Genomic DNA, 20,192 nt, shown 5'->3' on the forward strand with positions numbered 1-20,192 from the left:
CCCCGGCATCGGGGGATGGCGGGGCGTTTTGGGGGGGGGTGTGATGCACCTGTGGCGAGGGAGCTTGCTCCCGCTGGGCTGCGCAGCAGCCCTTTGTTTTTGGGGCCGCTTCGCGACCCAGCGGGAGCAAGCTCCCTCGCCACAAAGGTCACCCTCTTGCTGGTCAGCGGTTTCAGGCCGAGCGCCGCACCATGTCCACGTGAGGAATCCCGGCTTCCAGGAACTCCTCGCTGACCACTGCAAACCCCAACCGCTCGTAGAACGGCGTGGCATGCACCTGGGCGCTGAGCATCTGCTGCTTGAGCCCACGCTTCTCGGCTTCGGCGATCACCGCGTGCATCAACGCATCGCCCACCTTCAGGCCGCGCCAGTCCTTGAGGACCGAGACACGGCCGATGTGGCCGTCGGTCAACAGGCGCGCGGTGCCGATGGGGAAATCGCCTTCAAACGCCAGGAAATGCACCGCGCCCTGGTCGTCGGCATCCCATTCCAGCTCGGGCGGGACGGACTGCTCGGCGATGAACACGGTCTCACGAATGCGCCGGATCTCGGCGTTATCCTTTTGCCAGTCTGCGACACGAACGTGAATTTTATTCATCGGCGAACCCCAGGCTGCCTTGCTTGACCAGCTCGCAGATCAGGCTGCGACCGTCTTCGTCGGCCAGCCACGGGCCGAGGTTTTCGCTGTGCAGGGCGTCGGCGGCGCAGATCATTTTCAGCAGTTCGCGCAGCTTGCCCGGCAGGTAACGGCTCTGGCCGCTGGCGAACAGCAACAGGTCGTCGTCGACTTCCGACCAGGCCAGGCGGGCGCTTGGGTTGCGGATGATCACCGCGCCTTGCTCCAGGCCGGCCAACAGCTCGTCATCTTCCATTTCCGGACCCACTACCAGTTCCGGGTAGCGCGGCTCGGTCATGAACTGGCCGAACCAGGTCAGCAGCAGGCGCTCGTCGCTCATGTGCTCGGCCAGCAGGCCCTTGAGGCGGTCGAGGGCGTCTTGCTGGATCTGGTGCGGGTCGGCCACCGGGCGCGCGTCGGCGTCGGTGTAGCGTTCTTCGTCCGGCAGGAACTGGCTCAGGAAGTCGGTGAAGTGAGTCAGCACTTCAGCGGCGCTTGGTGCACGGAAACCCACGGAGTAGGTCATGCAGTCGTCCACGGCCACGCCGCAGTGCGCCAGGCGCGGCGGCAGGTAGAGCATGTCGCCCGGCTCCAGGGTCCACTCGTCGGTGGCTTCGAAGTCGGCGAGGATGCGCAGGTCGGCGTGCTGCAGCAGCGGGCTTTCGGAGTCGCACATCTGGCCGATCTTCCAGTTGCGCTGGCCATGGCCTTGCAGCAGGAACACGTCATAGTTATCGAAATGCGGACCCACGCTGCCACCGGGGGCGGCGAAGCTGATCATCACATCGTCGATGCGCCAGCTCGGCAGGAAGCGGAAGTTCTCCAGCAGTTCGCCGACTTCCGGTACGAACTGATCGACCGCCTGCACCAGCAGGGTCCACTCGCGCTCCGGCAACTTGCTGAATTCGTCTTCGGCGAACGGGCCGCGACGCATTTCCCAAGGGGTCTCGCCGTGCTCGATCACCAGGCGCGATTCGACTTCTTCTTCCAGGGCCAGGCCGGCCAGTTCATCGGCGTCGATCGGGCTTTGGAAGTCAGGAATCGCCTGACGGATCAGCAGGGGTTTTTTCTGCCAGTAGTCGCGCAGGAATTCCCGTGCCGTGATGCCGCCCAGGAGTTGCAGAGGAATATCAGGATTCATGTGTAACCTATTGAAAAAATATACTTTTCAGACGCGAATAAAAACGCCCGGCGCGGCCGGGCGTCTCAAAGGTAAAGCCGTGGATCAGATGCGCTTGGCTTGTTCCACCGCGTTGCCGATGTAGCTGGCCGGCGTGAGCTTCTTCAGCTCCGCGCGGGCCTCGGCAGGCATGTCCAGGCCATCGATGAAAGTCTGCAGCGCTTCAGGGCTGATGCCCTTGCCACGGGTCAGCTCTTTCAGCTTTTCATACGGGTTTTCGATGTTGTAGCGACGCATCACGGTCTGGATCGGCTCGGCGAGAACTTCCCAGCAAGCGTCGAGGTCGGCGGCGATCTTCTGCTCGTTCAGTTCCAGCTTGCTGATGCCCTTGAGGCTGGCTTCGTAGGCAATGACGCTGTGGGCAAAACCCACGCCCAGGTTGCGCAGTACGGTGGAGTCGGTCAGGTCGCGCTGCCAGCGGGAGATCGGCAGTTTGCTCGCCAGGTGCTGGAACAGCGCGTTGGCGATGCCCAGGTTGCCTTCGGAGTTTTCGAAATCGATCGGGTTGACCTTGTGCGGCATGGTCGAAGAACCGATTTCGCCGGCGATGGTGCGCTGCTTGAAGTAGCCCAGGGAGATATAGCCCCAGATGTCACGGTCGAAGTCGATCAGGATGGTGTTGAAGCGCGCGATCGCATCGAACAGCTCGGCGATGTAGTCGTGCGGTTCGATCTGGGTGGTGTACGGGTTGAAGCTCAGGCCCAGCTCGTCTTCGATGAAGGCGCGGGCATTGGCTTCCCAGTCGATGTCCGGGTAGGCCGACAGGTGGGCGTTGTAGTTGCCCACGGCGCCGTTGATCTTGCCCAGCAGCGGCACGGCGGCCACTTGGGCGATCTGGCGCTCCAGGCGGTAGACCACGTTTGCCAGTTCCTTGCCCAGGGTGGTCGGCGAAGCCGGTTGACCGTGGGTACGCGACAGCATCGGCACGTCGGCGAAGCGGATCGCCAGTTCGCGGATGGCCTGGGCGGTCTGGCGCATCAGGGGCAGCATCACCTCATCACGGCCTTCGCGCAGCATCAGGGCGTGGGACAGGTTGTTGATGTCCTCGCTGGTGCAGGCAAAGTGGATGAACTCGCTGACATTGGCCAGCTCCGGCAGCTTGGCCGCCTGCTCCTTGAGCAGGTATTCGATGGCCTTGACGTCGTGGTTGGTGGTGCGCTCGATCTCTTTGACGCGCTCGGCGTGCTCCAGCACGAAGTTTTCTGCCAGCGCGTTCAACACCGCGTTGGCTTCGGCGGAAAACGCCGGCACTTCGCCGATGGCAGGGTGGGCGGCCAGGCGCTGGAGCCAGCGCACTTCAACCAGGACGCGGGCACGGATCAGGCCGTACTCGCTGAAAATCGGGCGCAGGGCCTGGGTTTTGCCGGCGTAGCGGCCGTCAACAGGGGAAACCGCAGTGAGCGAAGAGAGCTGCATGGGGTGTTCTCGGACAGTCGGGCAACGAAATGGGGCGCGTATCATACATGAAAACAAGTGCCGGTCCGTCGCCAACTGACCGGCGTGCTACGCGTAACAAGCTAAAACTGTTTATTACCTGTGGCGAGGGAGCAAGCGCCTTCGCCACAAAAAAGCAGGTCGAGGCGACTTATTCGTTGCGCATCAACGGGTAAAGCTCTTTCAGCAATTTGCGGCGGCTGATCACCAGTTGCCAACGATGGCCACCCAATTGCCGCCAAAGTCGTGCCGAGCGAATCCCGGCCAGCAGCAGGGCGCGGATCTTCGAGGCATTGCTTGGCTGTTGCAGGTTGCGCATGTCGCCATGCACCTGGATGCGCTGGCGCAAGGTGCTCAGGGTGTCCTGGTACAGCGAACCGCAGGCCGCGACGACGTTTTCGTGAGCCGGGCCGAAGTGTTCGACTTGGGACTGGATCTGCGGCAAGCGTTTGCCGATGGTCTCCAGCAGGTCGTCGCGCTTGGCCAACTGGCGCTCAAGGCCCAGCATCGACAGGGCATAGCGCAGCGGCTCGCGTTGCAAGGTGCTGGGATCGCGCTCCAGGGCGCCGATCAGCGCACGATAGCCTTCGCGCAGGTTCAGGTCGTCGCCGCCATAGACTTCCAGGGTGTCCTTGGGGTCGCGAACCAGCAGGCTGCCGAGCATGCAGGCCACGCCCGCTTCGGTGGCCTGGCCGGTCTTGGCGATCCTGTCCACCAGCACGGCGGCGAGAAACACGCCGCCCAATGCCGTCAGTTGTTCCTGGATTGGGTTCATGCCTGGCTGCTCCAGGGCTCTGCGACTTCGATCACGCCGCCGCCCAGGCAGATGTCGCCGTCGTAGAACACCACGGATTGGCCGGGTGTGACCGCCCGCTGCGGGTCATCGAAGGTGGCGCGGTAGCCCGTGGCGGTTTTTTCCAGGGTGCAGGGCTGGTCGCTCTGGCGGTAGCGAACCTTGGCTGTCAGGCGGCGTGGTTCGCCGAGGTCGATGGGGTTGACCCAATAGATCTCGGAGGCGAGCAGGGCGCGGGAAAACAGCCAGGGATGGTCGTTGCCCTGGCCGACGATCAACTCGTTGTGCTCCAGGTCCTTGACCAGCACGTACCACGGCTCTTCCCCGGCGTCTTTCAGCCCACCGATGCCCAGGCCCTGGCGCTGGCCGATGGTGTGGTACATCAGGCCATGGTGGCGGCCGATGACTTCGCCTTCGGTGGTCTTGATCTCGCCCGGCTGGGCCGGCAGGTATTGTTTGAGGAAGTCGCTGAAGCGGCGCTCGCCAATAAAGCAGATCCCGGTGGAGTCCTTCTTCTTGGCGGTGGCGAGCTGGTGTTTTTCAGCAATCGCACGCACTTCGGGCTTTTCCAGTTCGCCTACCGGGAACAGGGTCTTGGCGATCTGGTCGCCGCCGACGGCATGCAGGAAGTAGCTCTGGTCCTTGTTCGGGTCCAGGCCCTTGAGCAGTTCGGTGCGGCCATCGATGTCGCGGCGGCGCACGTAGTGGCCGGTGGCGATCAGGTCGGCGCCCAGCATCATGGCGTAGTCGAGGAACGCCTTGAACTTGATTTCGCGGTTGCAGAGGATGTCCGGGTTCGGCGTGCGACCGGCCTTGTATTCGGCCAGGAAGTGCTCGAACACGTTGTCCCAGTACTCGGCGGCGAAGTTGGCGGTGTGCAGCTTGATGCCGATCTTGTCGCACACGGCCTGGGCGTCCGCCAGGTCATCCATGGCGGTGCAGTATTCGGTTCCGTCGTCTTCTTCCCAGTTCTTCATGAACAGGCCTTCCACCTCATAACCCTGCTCAATCAGCAGAAGGGCGGAAACGGAAGAGTCCACGCCGCCGGACATGCCGACAATGACGCGCTTCTTGGGTGTGTCAGAAGGGGCTGGATCACGCATAGGAATTCAATGAGTGTCTTGAAAAAGGACGCGATTCTATCAGGCCCGGGCGCGCAAGGCTAAAGAGAAGGACGGATCAGCGTCAGACTGTGGCAATGGCCGGCCAGATAATCGTCGATGCAACGGATGATCAGCTCGCTGCGCCAGTGCTCGCGCCGCTGGAGCAATTCGTCGCGGGTCAGCCATTTGGCGCCGAGGATGCCGTCGTCCAATTGATACTCGGGGTGGTGTTGCAAGGCCTTGGCGGCGAAACAGACGCGCTGGTAGGTCACGCCGTTGCTGGGGGCGGTGTACAGGTAAATGCCTACCACACCGGTGGGCTCGACGTCCCAGCCGGTTTCTTCCAGGGTTTCGCGTACGGCGGCGTCGATCAGTGTTTCGTCCGGGTCCAGGTGCCCGGCGGGCTGGTTGAGCACTGCGCGCCCGCCCTTGGATTCTTCCACCATCAGGAAGCGGCCGTTGTCCTCGACGATGGTGGCGACGGTTATGTGGGGTTGCCAGTCCATGGGGTTCCTTTATTTCTCGTAGGGAATATGGGCCACCGTGGAAGCGAGCTTGCTCGCGATAGCGGTGGGTCAGTCGATATTAAATGAATGACCAATCGCCGTCCCGAGCAAATGTCCATGCCTATGCTCATGTTTCCCTGGTCAGCGATGCTGGCCCGTGCAAGGTTTGGACGTCCTTAAAGGGCAATGCATATCGCATTGGGAAAGTGGTGTTCGTTGTAGGTGAATGCTCGGATATCGCACAGTCTGCTGGTAAAGGATTTAATTGTCATGGTGACCTGTTTATTGAACGTGTCGTGATCGAACTCAACGATAGCCGTCGTTTCCGAAAACCCGTCTTTTATAGTCAGGCTTGTGATTCCGGGGGGATAGCCCTTGTCCGGTGTAAGGTAGTAGTTGGTGGCCGCACTTGGATTGCCCTCGCCGTGACGATCAACTCTTTTTACTTTTCCTGGGGACTCTTCCAGGTATACATCGCAGCCCGAAAAATAGAGATTGACGTTGGATAAAAAAGAAAATTTATCCGTGTCTGCGAAAACGATTTGCGACACCTTTTTTGGGGGGGCGGGATGCACAGGGTCGGCTGAAGAGCATTGAATGGTCTGGCCGTTGATCTGAGCCTCGCACTCCCTGTCGGCCTCATGCCTCTTGCCCTCGACGGGTTCTCCGGGCTCGCGCATTGTAAGTTCGATCATGCGGAGAAAATCATCGAATATGAAATAGAACGCTTCGACGGAGGCGCCCGGTGAGTTGGTGGAATAGGTGACCTGATTTCCAAACTTGGTCGCATTGAATCGGTATTCGGCGGATGCGCTTTTAAACAGTAATTCATGGGAGGCAGTGGCGTAGCTGTATCGCTGGCCATAGTCATTGGTACGAACATCGGTAGAGTATCTTCCACCCGTAGAGCTGATCTTGCTCACTTCATAATAGGCAAAGGGCTCATTGTCATGGTCTCTTTTATAGAGGGTTGGGGAAACTGTCAGCTCCAGAAAGCTCCAGTTACCAATAGAGAAGTGCCTTTGGGCGGGTAGGGTTATTTGCGCATTGTTTTTCATGGTGTGCTTCCTCAACGGATGCGAATCAGGTAATGAGTTTTTAGCGTGTCGTTCGTTAAAAACTCAAACCAGGAAGGATTGCTATCGCTACGCAGGCGATTCGAGCAACCCGGTTTCGCTCCACTTGAGGTCGATACAGCTGTAGGCAGTTCAGAATGCTGCCCGATTTGACGCTCTCTCGTTCTCTTGCCGAGACATCTCGCATCCATAAACGCTGAAAGGGTGTGCTTGGATCAAGCCGTGGCTTTCGGCGCTCATGCTTTACTTCATGCGCCTTCAGTGAAGAGGGCGTACTTAGAACGATGCTTTTAAGGCTAGGCTGTCTGATTGTACTGTCAAGGTCAGCCTGGGCAGCCAATGGGGTGGGTCAAGAGAGGTTGGAGAGCGCCTGTGCTCGTGTGGGAGCTGAGCTTGCTCGCGATAGCGGTGGGCCTGCTTGCATCGTGGTTGAGCATGCAGCCGTCATCGCGAGCAAGCTCGGCTCCCACAGGAGGGCTTGGCATGCCTGGAAACACAAACCCCGGCACTAGGCCGGGGTTTGTGGTGTTCCCTTACAACCTTACACCAGCGCAGCAATCGCCGCGTTGAAGGTGTTGCTCGGGCGCATGGCCTTGCTGGTCAGCTCCGGGTTGGCGAAGTAGTAACCGCCGATCTCCACGGGCTTGCCTTGGACAGCGTTGAGTTCGGCAACGATTTTTTCTTCGTTGTCGGTCAGCGTCTTGGCCAGGGAAGCGAACTGAGCCTTGAGGGCCGCGTCGTCGTTTTGAGCGGCCAGCGCCTGGGCCCAGAACAGGGTCAGGTAGAAGTGGCTGCCACGGTTGTCGATGCCGCCGACTTTGCGCGAAGGCGACTTGTTGCGGTCCAGGAACTCACCGGTAGCCTGGTCCAGGGTCTTGGCCAGCACCAGGGCTTTCGGGTTGTTGTAGGTCACGCCCAGGTGCTCGAGGGATGCAGCCAGGGCCAGGAACTCGCCCAGGGAATCCCAGCGCAGGAAGTTCTCTTCCAGCAGCTGCTGGACGTGCTTGGGGGCCGAGCCGCCAGCGCCGGTTTCGAACAGGCCACCGCCGTTCATCAGCGGCACGATCGACAGCATCTTGGCGCTGGTGCCCAGTTCCATGATCGGGAACAGGTCGGTCAGGTAGTCACGCAGCACGTTGCCGGTCACCGAGATGGTGTCCTTGCCTTCGCGGGTGCGGCCCAGGGTGAACTTCATCGCGTCGACAGGCGACATGATGCGGATGTCCAAGCCGGCGGTGTCGTAATCCTTCAGGTAAGTCTGGACCTTCTCGATCACCACGCCGTCATGGGCGCGCATCGGATCCAGCCAGAAAATCGCCGGGGTGCTGCTGGCGCGGGCACGGTTGACGGCCAGTTTGACCCAATCCTGGATCGGCGCGTCCTTGGTCTGGCACATGCGGAAAATGTCGCCAGCCTCGACGTTCTGCTCCAGCAGGGTGCGACCGGTGTTGTCCGAAACGCGGACCACGCCGTTGGCCTTGATCTGGAAAGTCTTGTCGTGGGAGCCGTATTCTTCGGCTTTCTTGGCCATCAGGCCGACGTTCGGCACGCTGCCCATGGTGGTCGGGTCGAAGGCTCCGTGTTGCTTGCAGTCTTCGATCACTGCCTGGTAGATGGTGGCGTAGCAGCGATCCGGGATCACGGCCTTGGTGTCGTGCAACTGGCCATCGGTGCCCCACATCTTGCCGGAGTCACGGATCATGGCTGGCATCGAGGCGTCGACGATCACGTCGCTCGGCACGTGCAGGTTGGTGATGCCTTTGTCGGAGTTGACCATCGCCAGGGATGGGCGCGCCGCGTAGACCGCCTGGATGTCTGCTTCGATCTGCGCCTGTTGCTCGGCCGGCAGGGCCTTGATGCGAGTGTACAGGTCGCCGATGCCGTTGTTCAGGTTGAAGCCGATCTGTTCCAGCACTTGTGCGTGCTTGGCCAGGGCGTCTTTATAGAACTCGGCAACGATCTGGCCGAACATGATCGGGTCGGAGACCTTCATCATGGTGGCCTTGAGGTGAACCGACAGCAGCACGCCTTTTTGCTTGGCGTCTTCGATTTCAGCGGCGATGAAGTCGCGCAGGGCGTTTTTGCTCATCACGGCGCAGTCGAGGATCTCACCGGCTTGTACGGTGGTTTTTTCCTTCAGGACAGTGGCAGTGCCGTCCTGGGCGATCAGCTCGATTTTCACACTGCCGGCGGCGTCGATCAGGGCGGCTTTTTCGCTGCCGTAGAAATCGCCGGTGCTCATGTGGGCTACGTGGGACTTGGAGTCCGCGGCCCAGGCGCCCATCTTGTGCGGGTGCTTGCGCGCATAGTTCTTGACCGACAGCGGTGCGCGGCGGTCGGAGTTGCCTTCGCGCAGGACCGGGTTCACGGCACTGCCCTTGACCTTGTCGTAACGGGCGCGAGCGTCTTTCTCGGCGTCGGTGGTCACGGTTTCCGGGTAGTCCGGCAGTGCGTAGCCCTGGGCCTGCAATTCCTTGATCGCGGCCTGCAGTTGCGGCACCGAGGCGCTGATGTTCGGCAGCTTGATGATGTTGGCTTCAGGCGTAACGGCCAGGTCGCCCAGTTCGGCGAGGTGGTCGGCTACGGCTTTGTCACCCAGTTGCTCGGGGAAGCTGGCCAGGATGCGCCCTGCGAGGGAGATATCGCGGGTTTCCACGGCGATATCGGCCGAAGCGGTAAAGGCTTCGACGATCGGCAGCAGCGAATAGGTGGCGAGGGCAGGCGCTTCGTCGGTGAAGGTATAGATGATCTTCGAGCGGGTGGGCATATTCGGATTAACTCTCTTCTTTGCTAAAGCATGCGCAGAAACTCGAGGGGCGCCGGGTAAGCGCGTTCGTTCAAAGTCATCCGTGAACCGAATGTCGAGGTTTCTTCGCGGTGATGTTGGGTGCATCAGTCGAGCGTCAAGCGGTTGGGCCGCGGTAACGGTCCGGCTTTTAAACTGGCGGAAAGTCCTGTGATAGAGCCGTCAGCCGTCGTGACCCTGTGGTCAGCGGCGGCATTATACATAGGTAGCTGGCGATCTGCCGATGGTTCATAGACTTCCGTACACGTCCATTGGTCTAAACGTCGCAGTCCCCCTGGGGCGGACTATGCTCATGTTTGGCGCTTTTCCCTTGGTTTTCAGGGTTGTACGCGGCGAAGTGCAACGCTTTGCCGCCGATGGGCCTAACGTAGGGTTTGCGTGCCGATTCAACTGGGGTACGCTCGAACGCAGCCAGATGTTCAATCCAAGCAATGGAGTTCAGCATGGGGTATCAAAAGATTCAGGTTCCAGCCGTCGGTGACAAAATCACCGTCAATGCAGACCATTCTCTTAATGTTCCCGACAACCCGATCATCCCCTTCATCGAAGGCGACGGCATTGGCGTCGATATCAGTCCGGTCATGATCAAGGTTGTGGACGCTGCGGTTCAGAAGGCCTATGGCGGCAAGCGCAAGATTTCCTGGATGGAAGTCTATGCCGGTGAGAAAGCGACCCAGGTCTACGACCAGGACACCTGGTTGCCCCAGGAAACCCTGGATGCGGTCAAGGACTACGTGGTTTCCATCAAGGGCCCGCTGACCACGCCGGTGGGTGGCGGTATCCGTTCGTTGAACGTAGCGCTGCGCCAGCAGCTCGACCTGTATGTCTGCCTGCGTCCGGTGCGCTGGTTCGAAGGTGTGCCAAGCCCGGTCAAGAAGCCTGGCGACGTGGACATGACGATCTTCCGCGAGAACTCCGAGGACATCTACGCGGGCATCGAGTGGAAAGCCGGCTCGCCCGAAGCCACCAAGGTTATCAAGTTCCTGAAAGAAGAAATGGGCGTGACCAAGATCCGTTTCGACGAGGATTGCGGCATCGGCGTCAAGCCGGTTTCCAAGCAGGGCACCAAGCGCCTGGCTCGCAAGGCCCTGCAATATGTGGTCGACAACGACCGCGATTCGCTGACCATCGTGCATAAAGGCAACATCATGAAGTTCACCGAAGGTGCCTTCAAGGAATGGGCCTACGAAGTGGCGGCCGAAGAGTTCGGCGCGACCCTGCTCGACGGCGGGCCGTGGATGCAGTTCAAGAACCCGCGGACCGGCAAGAACGTCATCGTCAAGGACGCCATCGCCGATGCGATGTTGCAGCAGATCCTGTTGCGCCCGGCCGAGTATGACGTGATCGCCACCCTGAACCTGAACGGTGACTACCTGTCCGACGCCCTGGCGGCGGAAGTGGGCGGCATCGGTATCGCGCCGGGCGCCAACCTGTCCGACACCGTGGCGATGTTCGAAGCCACCCACGGTACCGCGCCCAAGTATGCCGGCAAGGACCAGGTCAACCCGGGCTCGCTGATTCTGTCGGCGGAAATGATGTTGCGCCACATGGGTTGGACCGAAGCGGCCGACTTGATCATCAAGGGCACGAACGGCGCGATTTCGGCCAAGACCGTGACCTATGACTTCGAACGCCTGATGGAGGGCGCCAAGCTGGTATCGTCCTCGGGCTTCGGTGATGCCCTGATCTCGCACATGTAAGCGGATCGGCGCTCAACGCGAATGCCCGGCTCGAGTGATCGAGCCGGGCATTTTCATTCAGGCGGGGTGGCGACTGCCGGGTCAGTGGGTCTCGGTGACCCTGACAATGACATTGGCAGGGGCGGGCGCGTCTTCGGCGAGGACAACCTTGATGTTGATCGCGTGCAGGCCCTTGGGCCCCTGGATGACGTTGAATGTCACCGGTTGCCCGGCCTTCAGGGTCTTGTAGCCGTCCATCTCGATCACCGAAAAATGGGCGAACAGGTCTCCAATATCCTTGCCGTCCGCAAGAATGAAACCGTAACCCTTGGCATTATTGAACCATTTCACCTTACCCTTCATCTTGACGACCGACATAACCCATTTCCCTCTGCAACGCACTCCATCACTGGAGTATCATCCAGTCCATCCGCAGGTTAATCTTCTTGTACAGGATAGATTCCACGGACCTTTTTAACCCACGATGGGCTCTATTGGTTGTAACACCGTTTTCCCGATAGTCAAGGTGGCTCCGGTGGTCGTGGTTGAAATCGCCCACAAGCGCCCCCATCACTGTATTCGCCAACTAAACGAACCTTTCTTTCCATGCATGCAGTCAGCCAGATTCGACTAACATTCAATCAGGATCGCCCGGATCTACACGACGACGATTCCGCAGGCATTGCTGTTCAGGAAGCAAAGCCCGCATTACAGGCGCCACCGATGTACAAGGTGGTTTTGTTCAACGATGACTACACACCGATGGATTTCGTCGTCGAAGTGCTCGAGGTGTTTTTTAACCTGAATCGGGAGCTGGCGACCAAGGTCATGCTGGCCGTCCATACAGAGGGACGGGCAGTATGTGGCGTGTTTACCCGCGACATCGCCGAGACGAAGGCTATGCAGGTCAACCAGTACGCCCGGGAAAGCCAGCATCCGCTACTCTGTGAAATCGAGAAGGACGGTTAACGCCGACCACTTGGGTATGAGGTGAAGCTATGTTAAACCGCGAGCTCGAAGTCACCCTCAATCTTGCCTTCAAGGAGGCTCGTTCGAAGCGTCATGAATTCATGACCGTCGAGCACCTGCTGCTGGCCCTATTGGATAACGAGGCTGCCGCCACCGTTTTGCGTGCCTGCGGCGCGAACCTCGATAAACTCAAGCATGATCTGCAGGAGTTCATCGACTCCACCACGCCATTGATCCCCGTGCATGACGAGGATCGTGAAACCCAGCCAACCCTGGGCTTCCAGCGTGTCCTGCAGCGTGCTGTCTTCCACGTACAGAGCTCGGGCAAGCGTGAAGTCACCGGCGCCAACGTGCTGGTTGCCATCTTCAGCGAGCAGGAAAGCCAAGCGGTGTTCCTGCTCAAGCAGCAGAGCGTTGCGCGTATCGATGTCGTCAACTACATCGCCCATGGCATCTCGAAGGTGCCTGGGCATGGCGATCATTCCGAGGGTGAGCAGGATATGCAGGACGACGAGGGCGGTGAGTCTTCTTCTTCAGGCAACCCATTGGATGCCTATGCCAGCAACCTGAACGAACTGGCACGCCAGGGCCGGATCGATCCGCTGGTCGGGCGCGAGGCGGAAGTCGAGCGCGTGGCCCAGATCCTGGCTCGGCGGCGCAAGAACAACCCATTGCTGGTGGGCGAGGCGGGCGTGGGCAAGACCGCGATTGCCGAAGGCCTGGCCAAGCGCATCGTCGATAACCAGGTGCCGGACCTGCTGGCCAACAGCGTGGTGTACTCCCTCGACCTGGGGGCTTTGCTGGCAGGTACCAAATACCGCGGTGATTTCGAGAAGCGCTTCAAGGCGTTGCTCGGCGAACTGAAAAAACGTCCGCAGGCGATCCTGTTCATCGACGAAATCCACACCATTATCGGTGCCGGGGCGGCGTCGGGCGGGGTCATGGATGCGTCGAACCTGCTCAAGCCGCTGCTGTCTTCAGGTGATATCCGTTGCATCGGCTCGACCACGTTCCAGGAGTTTCGCGGGATCTTCGAGAAAGACCGTGCCCTGGCTCGGCGTTTCCAGAAGGTCGATGTGTCGGAACCTTCGGTGGAAGACACCATTGGCATCCTGCGCGGCCTGAAGGGGCGATTCGAGCTGCACCACAACATCGAATACAGCGATGAAGCCCTGCGCGCGGCCGCTGAACTGGCCTCGCGCTACATCAACGACCGGCACATGCCGGACAAGGCCATCGACGTCATCGACGAGGCGGGTGCCTACCAGCGCCTGCAGCCCGTGGAGAAACGCGTCAAGCGCATCGAAGTGCCTCAGGTCGAGGACATCGTGGCGAAAATCGCGCGTATTCCGCCCAAGCACGTCACCAGTTCCGACAAGGAACTGCTGCGTAACCTGGAGCGTGACCTGAAGCTGACGGTGTTCGGCCAGGATGCGGCCATCGACTCGCTGTCGACCGCCATCAAGCTGTCCCGCGCCGGTCTCAAGTCGCCGGACAAGCCGGTGGGTTCGTTCCTGTTCGCCGGTCCTACCGGTGTCGGCAAGACCGAGGCGGCACGGCAGTTGGCCAAGGCGATGGGCATCGAGCTGGTGCGCTTCGACATGTCCGAGTACATGGAGCGCCACACCGTATCGCGTCTGATCGGTGCGCCTCCGGGCTATGTCGGTTTCGACCAGGGCGGCCTGTTGACCGAAGCCATCACCAAGCAACCGCACTGCGTATTGCTGCTCGACGAAATCGAGAAGGCGCATCCGGAAGTCTTCAACCTGCTCCTGCAGGTGATGGACCACGGTACGCTGACCGATAACAACGGGCGCAAGGCGGACTTCCGCAACGTGATCGTCATCATGACCACGAACGCCGGTGCCGAAACCGCAGCTCGCGCTTCGATCGGTTTCACCCATCAGGACCACTCGTCCGATGCGATGGAAGTGATCAAGAAAAGCTTCACGCCTGAATTCCGCAACCGCCTGGACACCATTATCCAGTTCGGTCGCCTCAGTCATGAAGTCATCAAGAGCGTGGTGGACAAGTTCCTTACCGAACTTCAGGCGCAGCTCGAAGACAAGCGTGTGTTGCTGGAGGTTACCGATGCGGCCCGCAGTTGGCTGGCCGAAGGTGGTTACGATGTGACGATGGGCGCGCGGCCGATGGCTCGCTTGATCCAGGACAAGATCAAGCGTCCGCTGGCGGAGGAGATTCTCTTTGGCGAGCTGGCCGAGCATGGCGGTGTGGTTCACATCGACATCAAGGACGGCGAACTGACCTTCGACTTCGAAACCACGGCCGAAATGGCCTGACCGTTAACTGCAACAAAGCAAAAGGCGCCGAAAGGCGCCTTTTTGCTGTTACTGGCCCCACCGCCAATCCCTGTGGGAGCGAGCTTGCTCGCGATGGCGGCGGCACATCCTGCATCAATGCAAGCTGACCCTCTGCTATCGCGAGCAAGCTCGCTCCCACAAGGAGGGCGGGAGCATCAAATCGCAGGCAAACAAAAACGCCCGGCATCTAGCCGGGCGTCTTGTATTGACTTGTTAGCGAGCGCGGTAAGTGATGCGCCCTTTGCTCAAGTCATAGGGCGTCAGCTCGACGCGCACTTTGTCACCGGTAAGAATACGAATGTAGTTCTTGCGCATCTTGCCGGAGATATGCGCGGTTACGACGTGCCCATTTTCCAACTCCACACGAAACATGGTGTTGGGCAGGGTGTCGACGACAGTGCCTTCCATTTCGAAGCTGTCTTCTTTCGACATGCAGTAAAGCCCTCGGTATCCAGTGAATGGCCCGGTGCAACTGCGCCAGGCAAAAGCGGCGTGCATTGTGCCCGAAAAAGGGGGGTCAAGCCAAGGGGTTCTAGCTTTTAAGCCAAAGGCTTCTAACTCAGGACGACCCATCGCTGGTTAATCAGCAATTCGATAGGCCGATATTGGGTCTTGTAGTTCATTTTCTTGCAGTTCTTGATCCAGTAGCCCAGGTACACCGCTTCCAGTCCCAGGCGCCGGGCTTCGTTGATTTGCCAGAGAATGGCAAAGCGCCCCAGGCTGCGCCGTTCTTCCTCCGGCTCATAGAAGGTGTACACCGCTGAAAGGCCGTTGGGCAGCAGGTCCGTGACAGCGATGGCGAGCAGTCGTCCCTCCAGCCGGAACTCATAGAAGCGGGAAAACGGCAGGTCACGCACCAGGAAGGTCGAGAACTGATCCCGGCTGGGCGGGTACATGTCGCCATCGGCATGGCGTTGTTCGATGTAGCGTTGGTACAGGTCGAAGTATTCCTCGGTGAACTGCGGCTTGGCCGGGCGGACCTGAAGGTCGGCGTTGCGTTTGAAAATGCGTTTCTGCTGGCGATTGGGCAAGAATTGCGCCACGGGAATGCGCGCCGGGACGCAGGCGTTGCAATGCTGGCAATGGGGCCGGTAGAGATGATCGCCGCTACGACGAAAGCCCATTTCCGACAGGTCTGCGTAGACATGCACATCCATGGGCTGGCTAGGGTCGAGGAACAGCGTCGTGGCCTGCTCCTCCGGCAGGTAACTGCAAGAGTGGGGCTGAGTGGCATAGAACTTCAAACGCGCCAACTCGGTCATGATCGGCCCTCGGAATAAGCTTTGGATTTAATTGTAAGCCAGGAGCGCGAATGTCGCTCAGCAAACCCATGTTGCTTGGTTGGGCAGGTCCAGATGTGCCTTTAGATAGCCCGCAAATTCGGTGCGTGGAATCGACCGAGCGCCCAGGCTGTGCAGGTGCTCGGTGGGCATCTGACAGTCGATCAGCACGAAACCGGCGGCCTTGAGGTGTTGGACCAGGGTGGCGAAGCCGAATTTCGACGCATTGTCGGCCCGGCTGAACATGGATTCGCCAAAAAACAACTGGCCCATGGCCAAGCCATACAGGCCGCCCACCAGCATCCCCTGGTCCCAGACTTCCACCGAGTGGGCGAAACCGCGTCGGTGCAATTCCAGATAAGCGGTTTGCATGGCGTCGGTGATCCAGGTGCCCTCGGCATAGTCTCGCGGTGCCGCGCAGGCCTGGATGACCGCGGCAAAATCCCGATCGAACGTCACGTCATAGCGCTGCTTGCGCAACAGTTTGCCCAGGCTGCGGGATATGTGCAGTTCGTCGGGAAACAACACCGTGCGTGGGTCCGGCGACCACCACAGGATCGGTTGCCCCTCGGAAAACCATGGGAAGCAGCCGTGGCGGTAGGCCTGGATCAGCCGGTCGGCGGATAGATCGCCACCGGCGGCCAATAATCCGTTGGGATCGCGCATGGCCTTTGCCAATGGCGGAAATTCGAAGCTGTTGCGTTGTAACCAGGTCAGCATGGGCGTCCGGCTTGTAGAAGGGGAGGGCGGCAGATGCGGGTCTCGCCGGTCAGCGAGCCCCCGCCTGGAAGGTTAACCGTCAAACGGCAGGGATGTCATCGAGATACTTCTCCGCGTCGAGTGCGGCCATGCAGCCGGCACCGGCGGAAGTAATCGCCTGGCGATAGACATGGTCGGCCACGTCGCCTGCGGCGAATACGCCTTCGATATCGGTCGCGGTGGCGTTGCCTTCGCTGCCGCCGTGCACGAGCAGGTAGCCGTCGCGCATCGTCAACTGGCCCTGGAACAGATCGGTGTTGGGTTTGTGACCGATGGCAATGAACACCCCGGCGAGGGACAAGGTGCTGGTTTCGCCGGTCTCGCTGTGCCGCAGGCGCGCGCCGGTCACGCCGCTGGCGTCGCCCAGGACTTCATCCAGGTTCTGGTTCCAGTGCAGCTTGATATTGCCGCTGGTGGCTTTTTCGAAGAGTTTGTCCTGGAGGATTTTCTCGGCGCGCAGCTTGTCGCGGCGGTGGATCAGGTGCACTTCCCTGGCGATGTTCGACAGGTACAGGGCTTCCTCGACCGCGGTATTGCCGCCGCCGACTACCGCTACCACCTGGTTGCGATAGAAAAAGCCATCGCACGTCGCGCACGCGGAAACCCCTTTGCCGGCGAAGCTTTCTTCCGAGGGCAGCCCCAGGTACTGGGCTGAGGCACCGGTGGCAATGATCAGCGCATCACAGGTATAGATGCCGCTGTCGCCGATCAATTCGAACGGGCGCTGCTGCAACTTGGCGGTGTGGATATGGTCGTAGACGATCTGCGTGTCGAAACGCTCGGCGTGCCGTTGCATGCGCTCCATCAGTACCGGGCCGGTCAGGCCTTCGACATCGCCGGGCCAGTTATCGACTTCCACGGTGGTGGTGAGCTGGCCACCGGCCTGCAGGCCAGTAATGACAACGGGTTTGAGGTTGGCGCGGGCGGCATAGACAGCCGCGCTGTACCCCGCAGGGCCGGAACCCAGAATGATCAGGCGTGAATGCTTCACTTCGCTCATAAAAACACCTCATAAGCCTTTGTCACAAAAGAGAATGCATGGTCCAATTGGCGCAGACAAACCCGTACAATGCCTGGGTTTTGAACGCAGGATGGGCTAAAGATCAAAATTTTCGGCCACGCCTGCGGTTTTCTGGATGCACCTCACAGTGGTAAAAGTAGTACCGGTTGTGCACATTCACTTTTTTACCTGCTCGTCATGGGCAGTTTTTTATAGTCATTCAACAGATGGACGCGCCGTTGGCGCAGGAAAAGAAGCGTTTTGAAGAAATCCACCGCAGCACCCAAACCAGTCGTTCCGCTCTGGCGCCAGCAACTGCACTACCGGCTCAAGGAAGGTGCATTGATCGCCATCGGTGCCCTGTGCCTGTTCCTGATGATGGCCTTGCTGACCTACGGCAAGGACGATCCGGGCTGGAGCCATAACAGCAAGATCGACGACGTGCAGAATTTCGGCGGTCCGGCCGGCTCCTACAGCGCCGACATCCTGTTCATGGTGCTGGGCTATTTCGCCTACATTTTCCCGTTGCTGCTGGCGATAAAGGCCTATCAGATCTTCCGTCAGCGCCACGAGCCGTGGCAGTGGAGCGGCTGGTTGTTCTCCTGGCGCCTGATCGGCCTGGTATTCCTGGTGTTGTCGGGGGCCGCGCTGGCCCATATCCATTTCCATGCGCCCACCGGTTTGCCGGCCGGGGCGGGTGGCGCCCTGGGGGAAAGCCTCGGTGACCTGGCCAGGAACGCCCTGAACATCCAGGGCAGCACGTTGCTGTTCATCGCCCTGTTCCTGTTTGGCCTGACGGTGTTCACCGACCTGTCCTGGTTCAAGGTCATGGACGTCACGGGCAAGATCACCCTCGACCTGATCGAACTGATCCAGGGCGCCGTCAACCGCTGGTGGGCGGCGCGCACCGAGCGCAAGCAACTGGTGGCGCAACTGCGTGAAGTCGACGACCGCGTCCACGACGTGGTGGCCCCGACGACGCCGGACAAGCGCGAGCAGGCCAAGGTCAAGGAGCGCCTGATCGAGCGTGAGCAGGCCTTGAGCAAGCACATGTCCGAGCGCGAAAAACAGGTGCCGCCGGTCATCACCATGGCCCCGGCCAAGCCGCCGGAGCAGAGCAAGCGCGTGCAGAAAGAGAAACAGGCGCCGCTGTTCGTCGACAGTGCGGTGGAAGGGACCTTGCCGCCGATCTCGATCCTGGACCCGGCCGAGAAGAAACAGCTCAATTATTCCCCCGAATCCCTGGCGGCCGTCGGCCACTTGCTGGAGATCAAGCTCAAGGAGTTCGGGGTCGAGGTGTCGGTGGATTCGATCCACCCGGGTCCGGTGATTACCCGCTACGAAATCCAGCCGGCCGCCGGCGTGAAGGTCAGTCGCATCGCCAACCTGGCGAAGGACCTGGCGCGCTCCCTGGCCGTGACCAGCGTGCGGGTGGTGGAAGTGATTCCCGGCAAGACCACCGTGGGCATCGAGATTCCCAACGAAGACCGGCAGATCGTGCGCTTCTCCGAAGTGCTGTCGACGCCTGAGTATGACAATCACAAGTCGCCGGTCACCCTGGCCCTGGGCCACGACATCGGCGGCAAGCCGGTCATCACCGACTTGGCGAAGATGCCCCACCTGCTGGTGGCCGGTACCACCGGTTCCGGTAAGTCGGTGGGCGTGAACGCGATGATCCTGTCGATTCTGTTCAAGTCCGGCCCGGAAGACGCCAAGCTGATCATGATCGACCCGAAAATGCTCGAACTGTCGATCTACGAAGGCATCCCGCACTTGCTGTGCCCGGTGGTCACCGACATGAAGGACGCTGCCAACGCCCTGCGCTGGAGCGTCGCCGAGATGGAGCGCCGCTACAAGCTGATGGCGAAGATGGGCGTGCGCAACCTGTCGGGCTTCAACGCCAAGGTCAAGGAAGCCGAAGAGGCCGGTACGCCATTGAGCGACCCGTTGTATCACCGCGAGAGCATCCACGACGAAGCGCCGCTGCTGCACAAACTGCCGACCATCGTGGTGGTGGTGGACGAATTCGCCGACATGATGATGATCGTCGGCAAGAAGGTCGAAGAGCTGATCGCCCGTATCGCCCAGAAGGCCCGTGCGGCCGGTATCCACCTGATCCTCGCCACGCAGCGGCCGTCGGTGGACGTGATCACCGGCCTGATCAAGGCCAACATCCCGACCCGCATGGCGTTCCAGGTATCGAGCAAGATCGACTCGCGGACCATCATCGACCAGGGTGGCGCCGAGCAGTTGCTGGGGCATGGTGACATGCTCTACATGCCGCCGGGCACCAGCCTGCCGATTCGTGTGCACGGTGCGTTCGTTTCCGATGACGAAGTGCACCGCGTGGTCGAGGCCTGGAAGTTGCGTGGCGCCCCTGAATACAACGACGACATTCTCAACGGTGTCGAAGAGGCCGGCAGCGGTTTCGAGGGCAGCAGTGGCGGCGGTGACGACGACGCTGAAACCGATGCGCTCTATGACGAAGCGGTGCAGTTTGTCCTGGAGAGCCGCCGGGCCTCGATTTCCGCCGTCCAGCGCAAGCTGAAGATTGGCTACAACCGCGCCGCCCGCATGATCGAAGCCATGGAAATGGCCGGGGTGGTGACGGCCATGAACACCAACGGCTCGCGCGAAGTACTGGCGCCGGGCCCGATGCGCGACTAATGA

17 protein-coding genes are annotated in these 20,192 nt (G+C 60.3%); 4 read left to right on the forward strand and 13 right to left on the reverse strand.

Features of this window, described 5'->3' with window-relative positions; genetic code table 11:
• Positions 1 to 172 precede the first annotated feature (172 nt).
• From IB266_RS08880 to IB266_RS08915, 8 genes are all read right to left on the reverse strand, one after another.
• Complete coding sequence (locus IB266_RS08880) at positions 173 to 598, reverse strand: GNAT family N-acetyltransferase (RefSeq protein WP_060741551.1); 426 nt, start codon at positions 596 to 598, stop codon at positions 173 to 175.
• Entirely contained in the window at positions 591 to 1,757 is a 1,167-nt protein-coding gene (locus tag IB266_RS08885; RefSeq protein ID WP_192260940.1) for a cupin domain-containing protein, read from the reverse strand. The genes IB266_RS08880 and IB266_RS08885 overlap by 8 nt, the downstream gene beginning before the upstream one ends.
• Positions 1,758 to 1,841: 84 nt before the next feature.
• Entirely contained in the window at positions 1,842 to 3,212 is a 1,371-nt protein-coding gene (gene purB / locus IB266_RS08890; RefSeq protein WP_192260941.1) for an adenylosuccinate lyase, read from the reverse strand.
• Between the two features lie 169 nt (positions 3,213 to 3,381).
• Positions 3,382 to 4,005 carry a high frequency lysogenization protein HflD gene (hflD, locus tag IB266_RS08895; protein WP_192260942.1) on the reverse strand — a complete coding sequence of 208 codons (624 nt, stop codon included), beginning with the start codon at positions 4,003 to 4,005 and terminating at the stop codon, positions 3,382 to 3,384.
• On the reverse strand, positions 4,002 to 5,126 hold the full coding sequence (mnmA, locus tag IB266_RS08900) for a tRNA 2-thiouridine(34) synthase MnmA (protein ID WP_192260943.1): 1,125 nt from the start codon (positions 5,124 to 5,126) through the stop codon (positions 4,002 to 4,004). The genes hflD and mnmA overlap by 4 nt, the downstream gene beginning before the upstream one ends.
• 59 nt (positions 5,127 to 5,185) lie before the next feature.
• Positions 5,186 to 5,632 carry an NUDIX hydrolase gene (locus IB266_RS08905; RefSeq protein WP_192260944.1) on the reverse strand — a complete coding sequence of 149 codons (447 nt, stop codon included), beginning with the start codon at positions 5,630 to 5,632 and terminating at the stop codon, positions 5,186 to 5,188.
• 176 nt (positions 5,633 to 5,808) lie between these two features.
• Complete coding sequence (locus IB266_RS08910; protein ID WP_192260945.1) at positions 5,809 to 6,690, reverse strand: hypothetical protein; 882 nt, start codon at positions 6,688 to 6,690, stop codon at positions 5,809 to 5,811.
• Positions 6,691 to 7,249: 559 nt separating this feature from the next.
• Positions 7,250 to 9,475, reverse strand: a complete 2,226-nt coding sequence (locus tag IB266_RS08915) for an NADP-dependent isocitrate dehydrogenase (RefSeq protein WP_192260946.1) — start codon at positions 9,473 to 9,475, stop codon at positions 7,250 to 7,252.
• 482 nt (positions 9,476 to 9,957) lie between these two features.
• On the opposite strand from IB266_RS08915, the gene icd reads away from it, so the two are divergent.
• On the forward strand, positions 9,958 to 11,214 hold the full coding sequence (icd, locus tag IB266_RS08920; protein WP_060741560.1) for an NADP-dependent isocitrate dehydrogenase: 1,257 nt from the start codon (positions 9,958 to 9,960) through the stop codon (positions 11,212 to 11,214).
• Between the two features lie 81 nt (positions 11,215 to 11,295).
• On the opposite strand, the gene IB266_RS08925 is transcribed toward icd, so the two are convergent.
• Positions 11,296 to 11,571 (reverse strand): cold shock domain-containing protein, encoded by a 276-nt coding sequence (locus tag IB266_RS08925; RefSeq protein WP_103308485.1) that lies wholly within the window; start codon positions 11,569 to 11,571, stop codon positions 11,296 to 11,298.
• A 228-nt stretch (positions 11,572 to 11,799) separates the two neighbouring features.
• Here IB266_RS08925 and clpS point away from each other — a divergent pair, with 228 nt between their 5' ends.
• Positions 11,800 to 12,162 (forward strand): ATP-dependent Clp protease adapter ClpS, encoded by a 363-nt coding sequence (gene clpS / locus IB266_RS08930; protein ID WP_003180089.1) that lies wholly within the window; start codon positions 11,800 to 11,802, stop codon positions 12,160 to 12,162.
• Between the two features lie 29 nt (positions 12,163 to 12,191).
• The gene (gene clpA / locus IB266_RS08935; RefSeq protein ID WP_024616766.1) at positions 12,192 to 14,462 is read left to right on the forward strand and encodes an ATP-dependent Clp protease ATP-binding subunit ClpA; all 2,271 of its coding nucleotides are present in this window, start codon (positions 12,192 to 12,194) and stop codon (positions 14,460 to 14,462) included.
• A gap of 234 nt (positions 14,463 to 14,696) precedes the next feature.
• Here clpA and infA read toward each other — a convergent pair whose 3' ends face one another.
• The 4 genes from infA to trxB all read right to left on the reverse strand — a co-directional run bounded on the left by infA (position 14,697) and on the right by trxB (position 17,522).
• Positions 14,697 to 14,915 carry a translation initiation factor IF-1 gene (gene infA, locus IB266_RS08940; protein WP_002553999.1) on the reverse strand — a complete coding sequence of 73 codons (219 nt, stop codon included), beginning with the start codon at positions 14,913 to 14,915 and terminating at the stop codon, positions 14,697 to 14,699.
• Between the two features lie 122 nt (positions 14,916 to 15,037).
• Entirely contained in the window at positions 15,038 to 15,745 is a 708-nt protein-coding gene (locus IB266_RS08945; protein ID WP_192260947.1) for an arginyltransferase, read from the reverse strand.
• A gap of 57 nt (positions 15,746 to 15,802) precedes the next feature.
• The gene (gene aat, locus IB266_RS08950; protein WP_192260948.1) at positions 15,803 to 16,483 is read right to left on the reverse strand and encodes a leucyl/phenylalanyl-tRNA--protein transferase; all 681 of its coding nucleotides are present in this window, start codon (positions 16,481 to 16,483) and stop codon (positions 15,803 to 15,805) included.
• 79 nt (positions 16,484 to 16,562) lie between these two features.
• Positions 16,563 to 17,522 (reverse strand): thioredoxin-disulfide reductase, encoded by a 960-nt coding sequence (trxB, locus tag IB266_RS08955; RefSeq protein ID WP_092196948.1) that lies wholly within the window; start codon positions 17,520 to 17,522, stop codon positions 16,563 to 16,565.
• A gap of 261 nt (positions 17,523 to 17,783) precedes the next feature.
• Between trxB and IB266_RS08960 the strand changes: the two genes are divergently transcribed.
• Complete coding sequence (locus IB266_RS08960; protein WP_192260949.1) at positions 17,784 to 20,189, forward strand: DNA translocase FtsK; 2,406 nt, start codon at positions 17,784 to 17,786, stop codon at positions 20,187 to 20,189.
• Positions 20,190 to 20,192 lie beyond the last annotated feature (3 nt).

This window comes from Pseudomonas sp. Pdm06 (assembly GCF_014851795.1).
Taxonomy (GTDB): Bacteria; Pseudomonadota; Gammaproteobacteria; order Pseudomonadales; family Pseudomonadaceae; genus Aquipseudomonas; species Aquipseudomonas fluorescens_AA.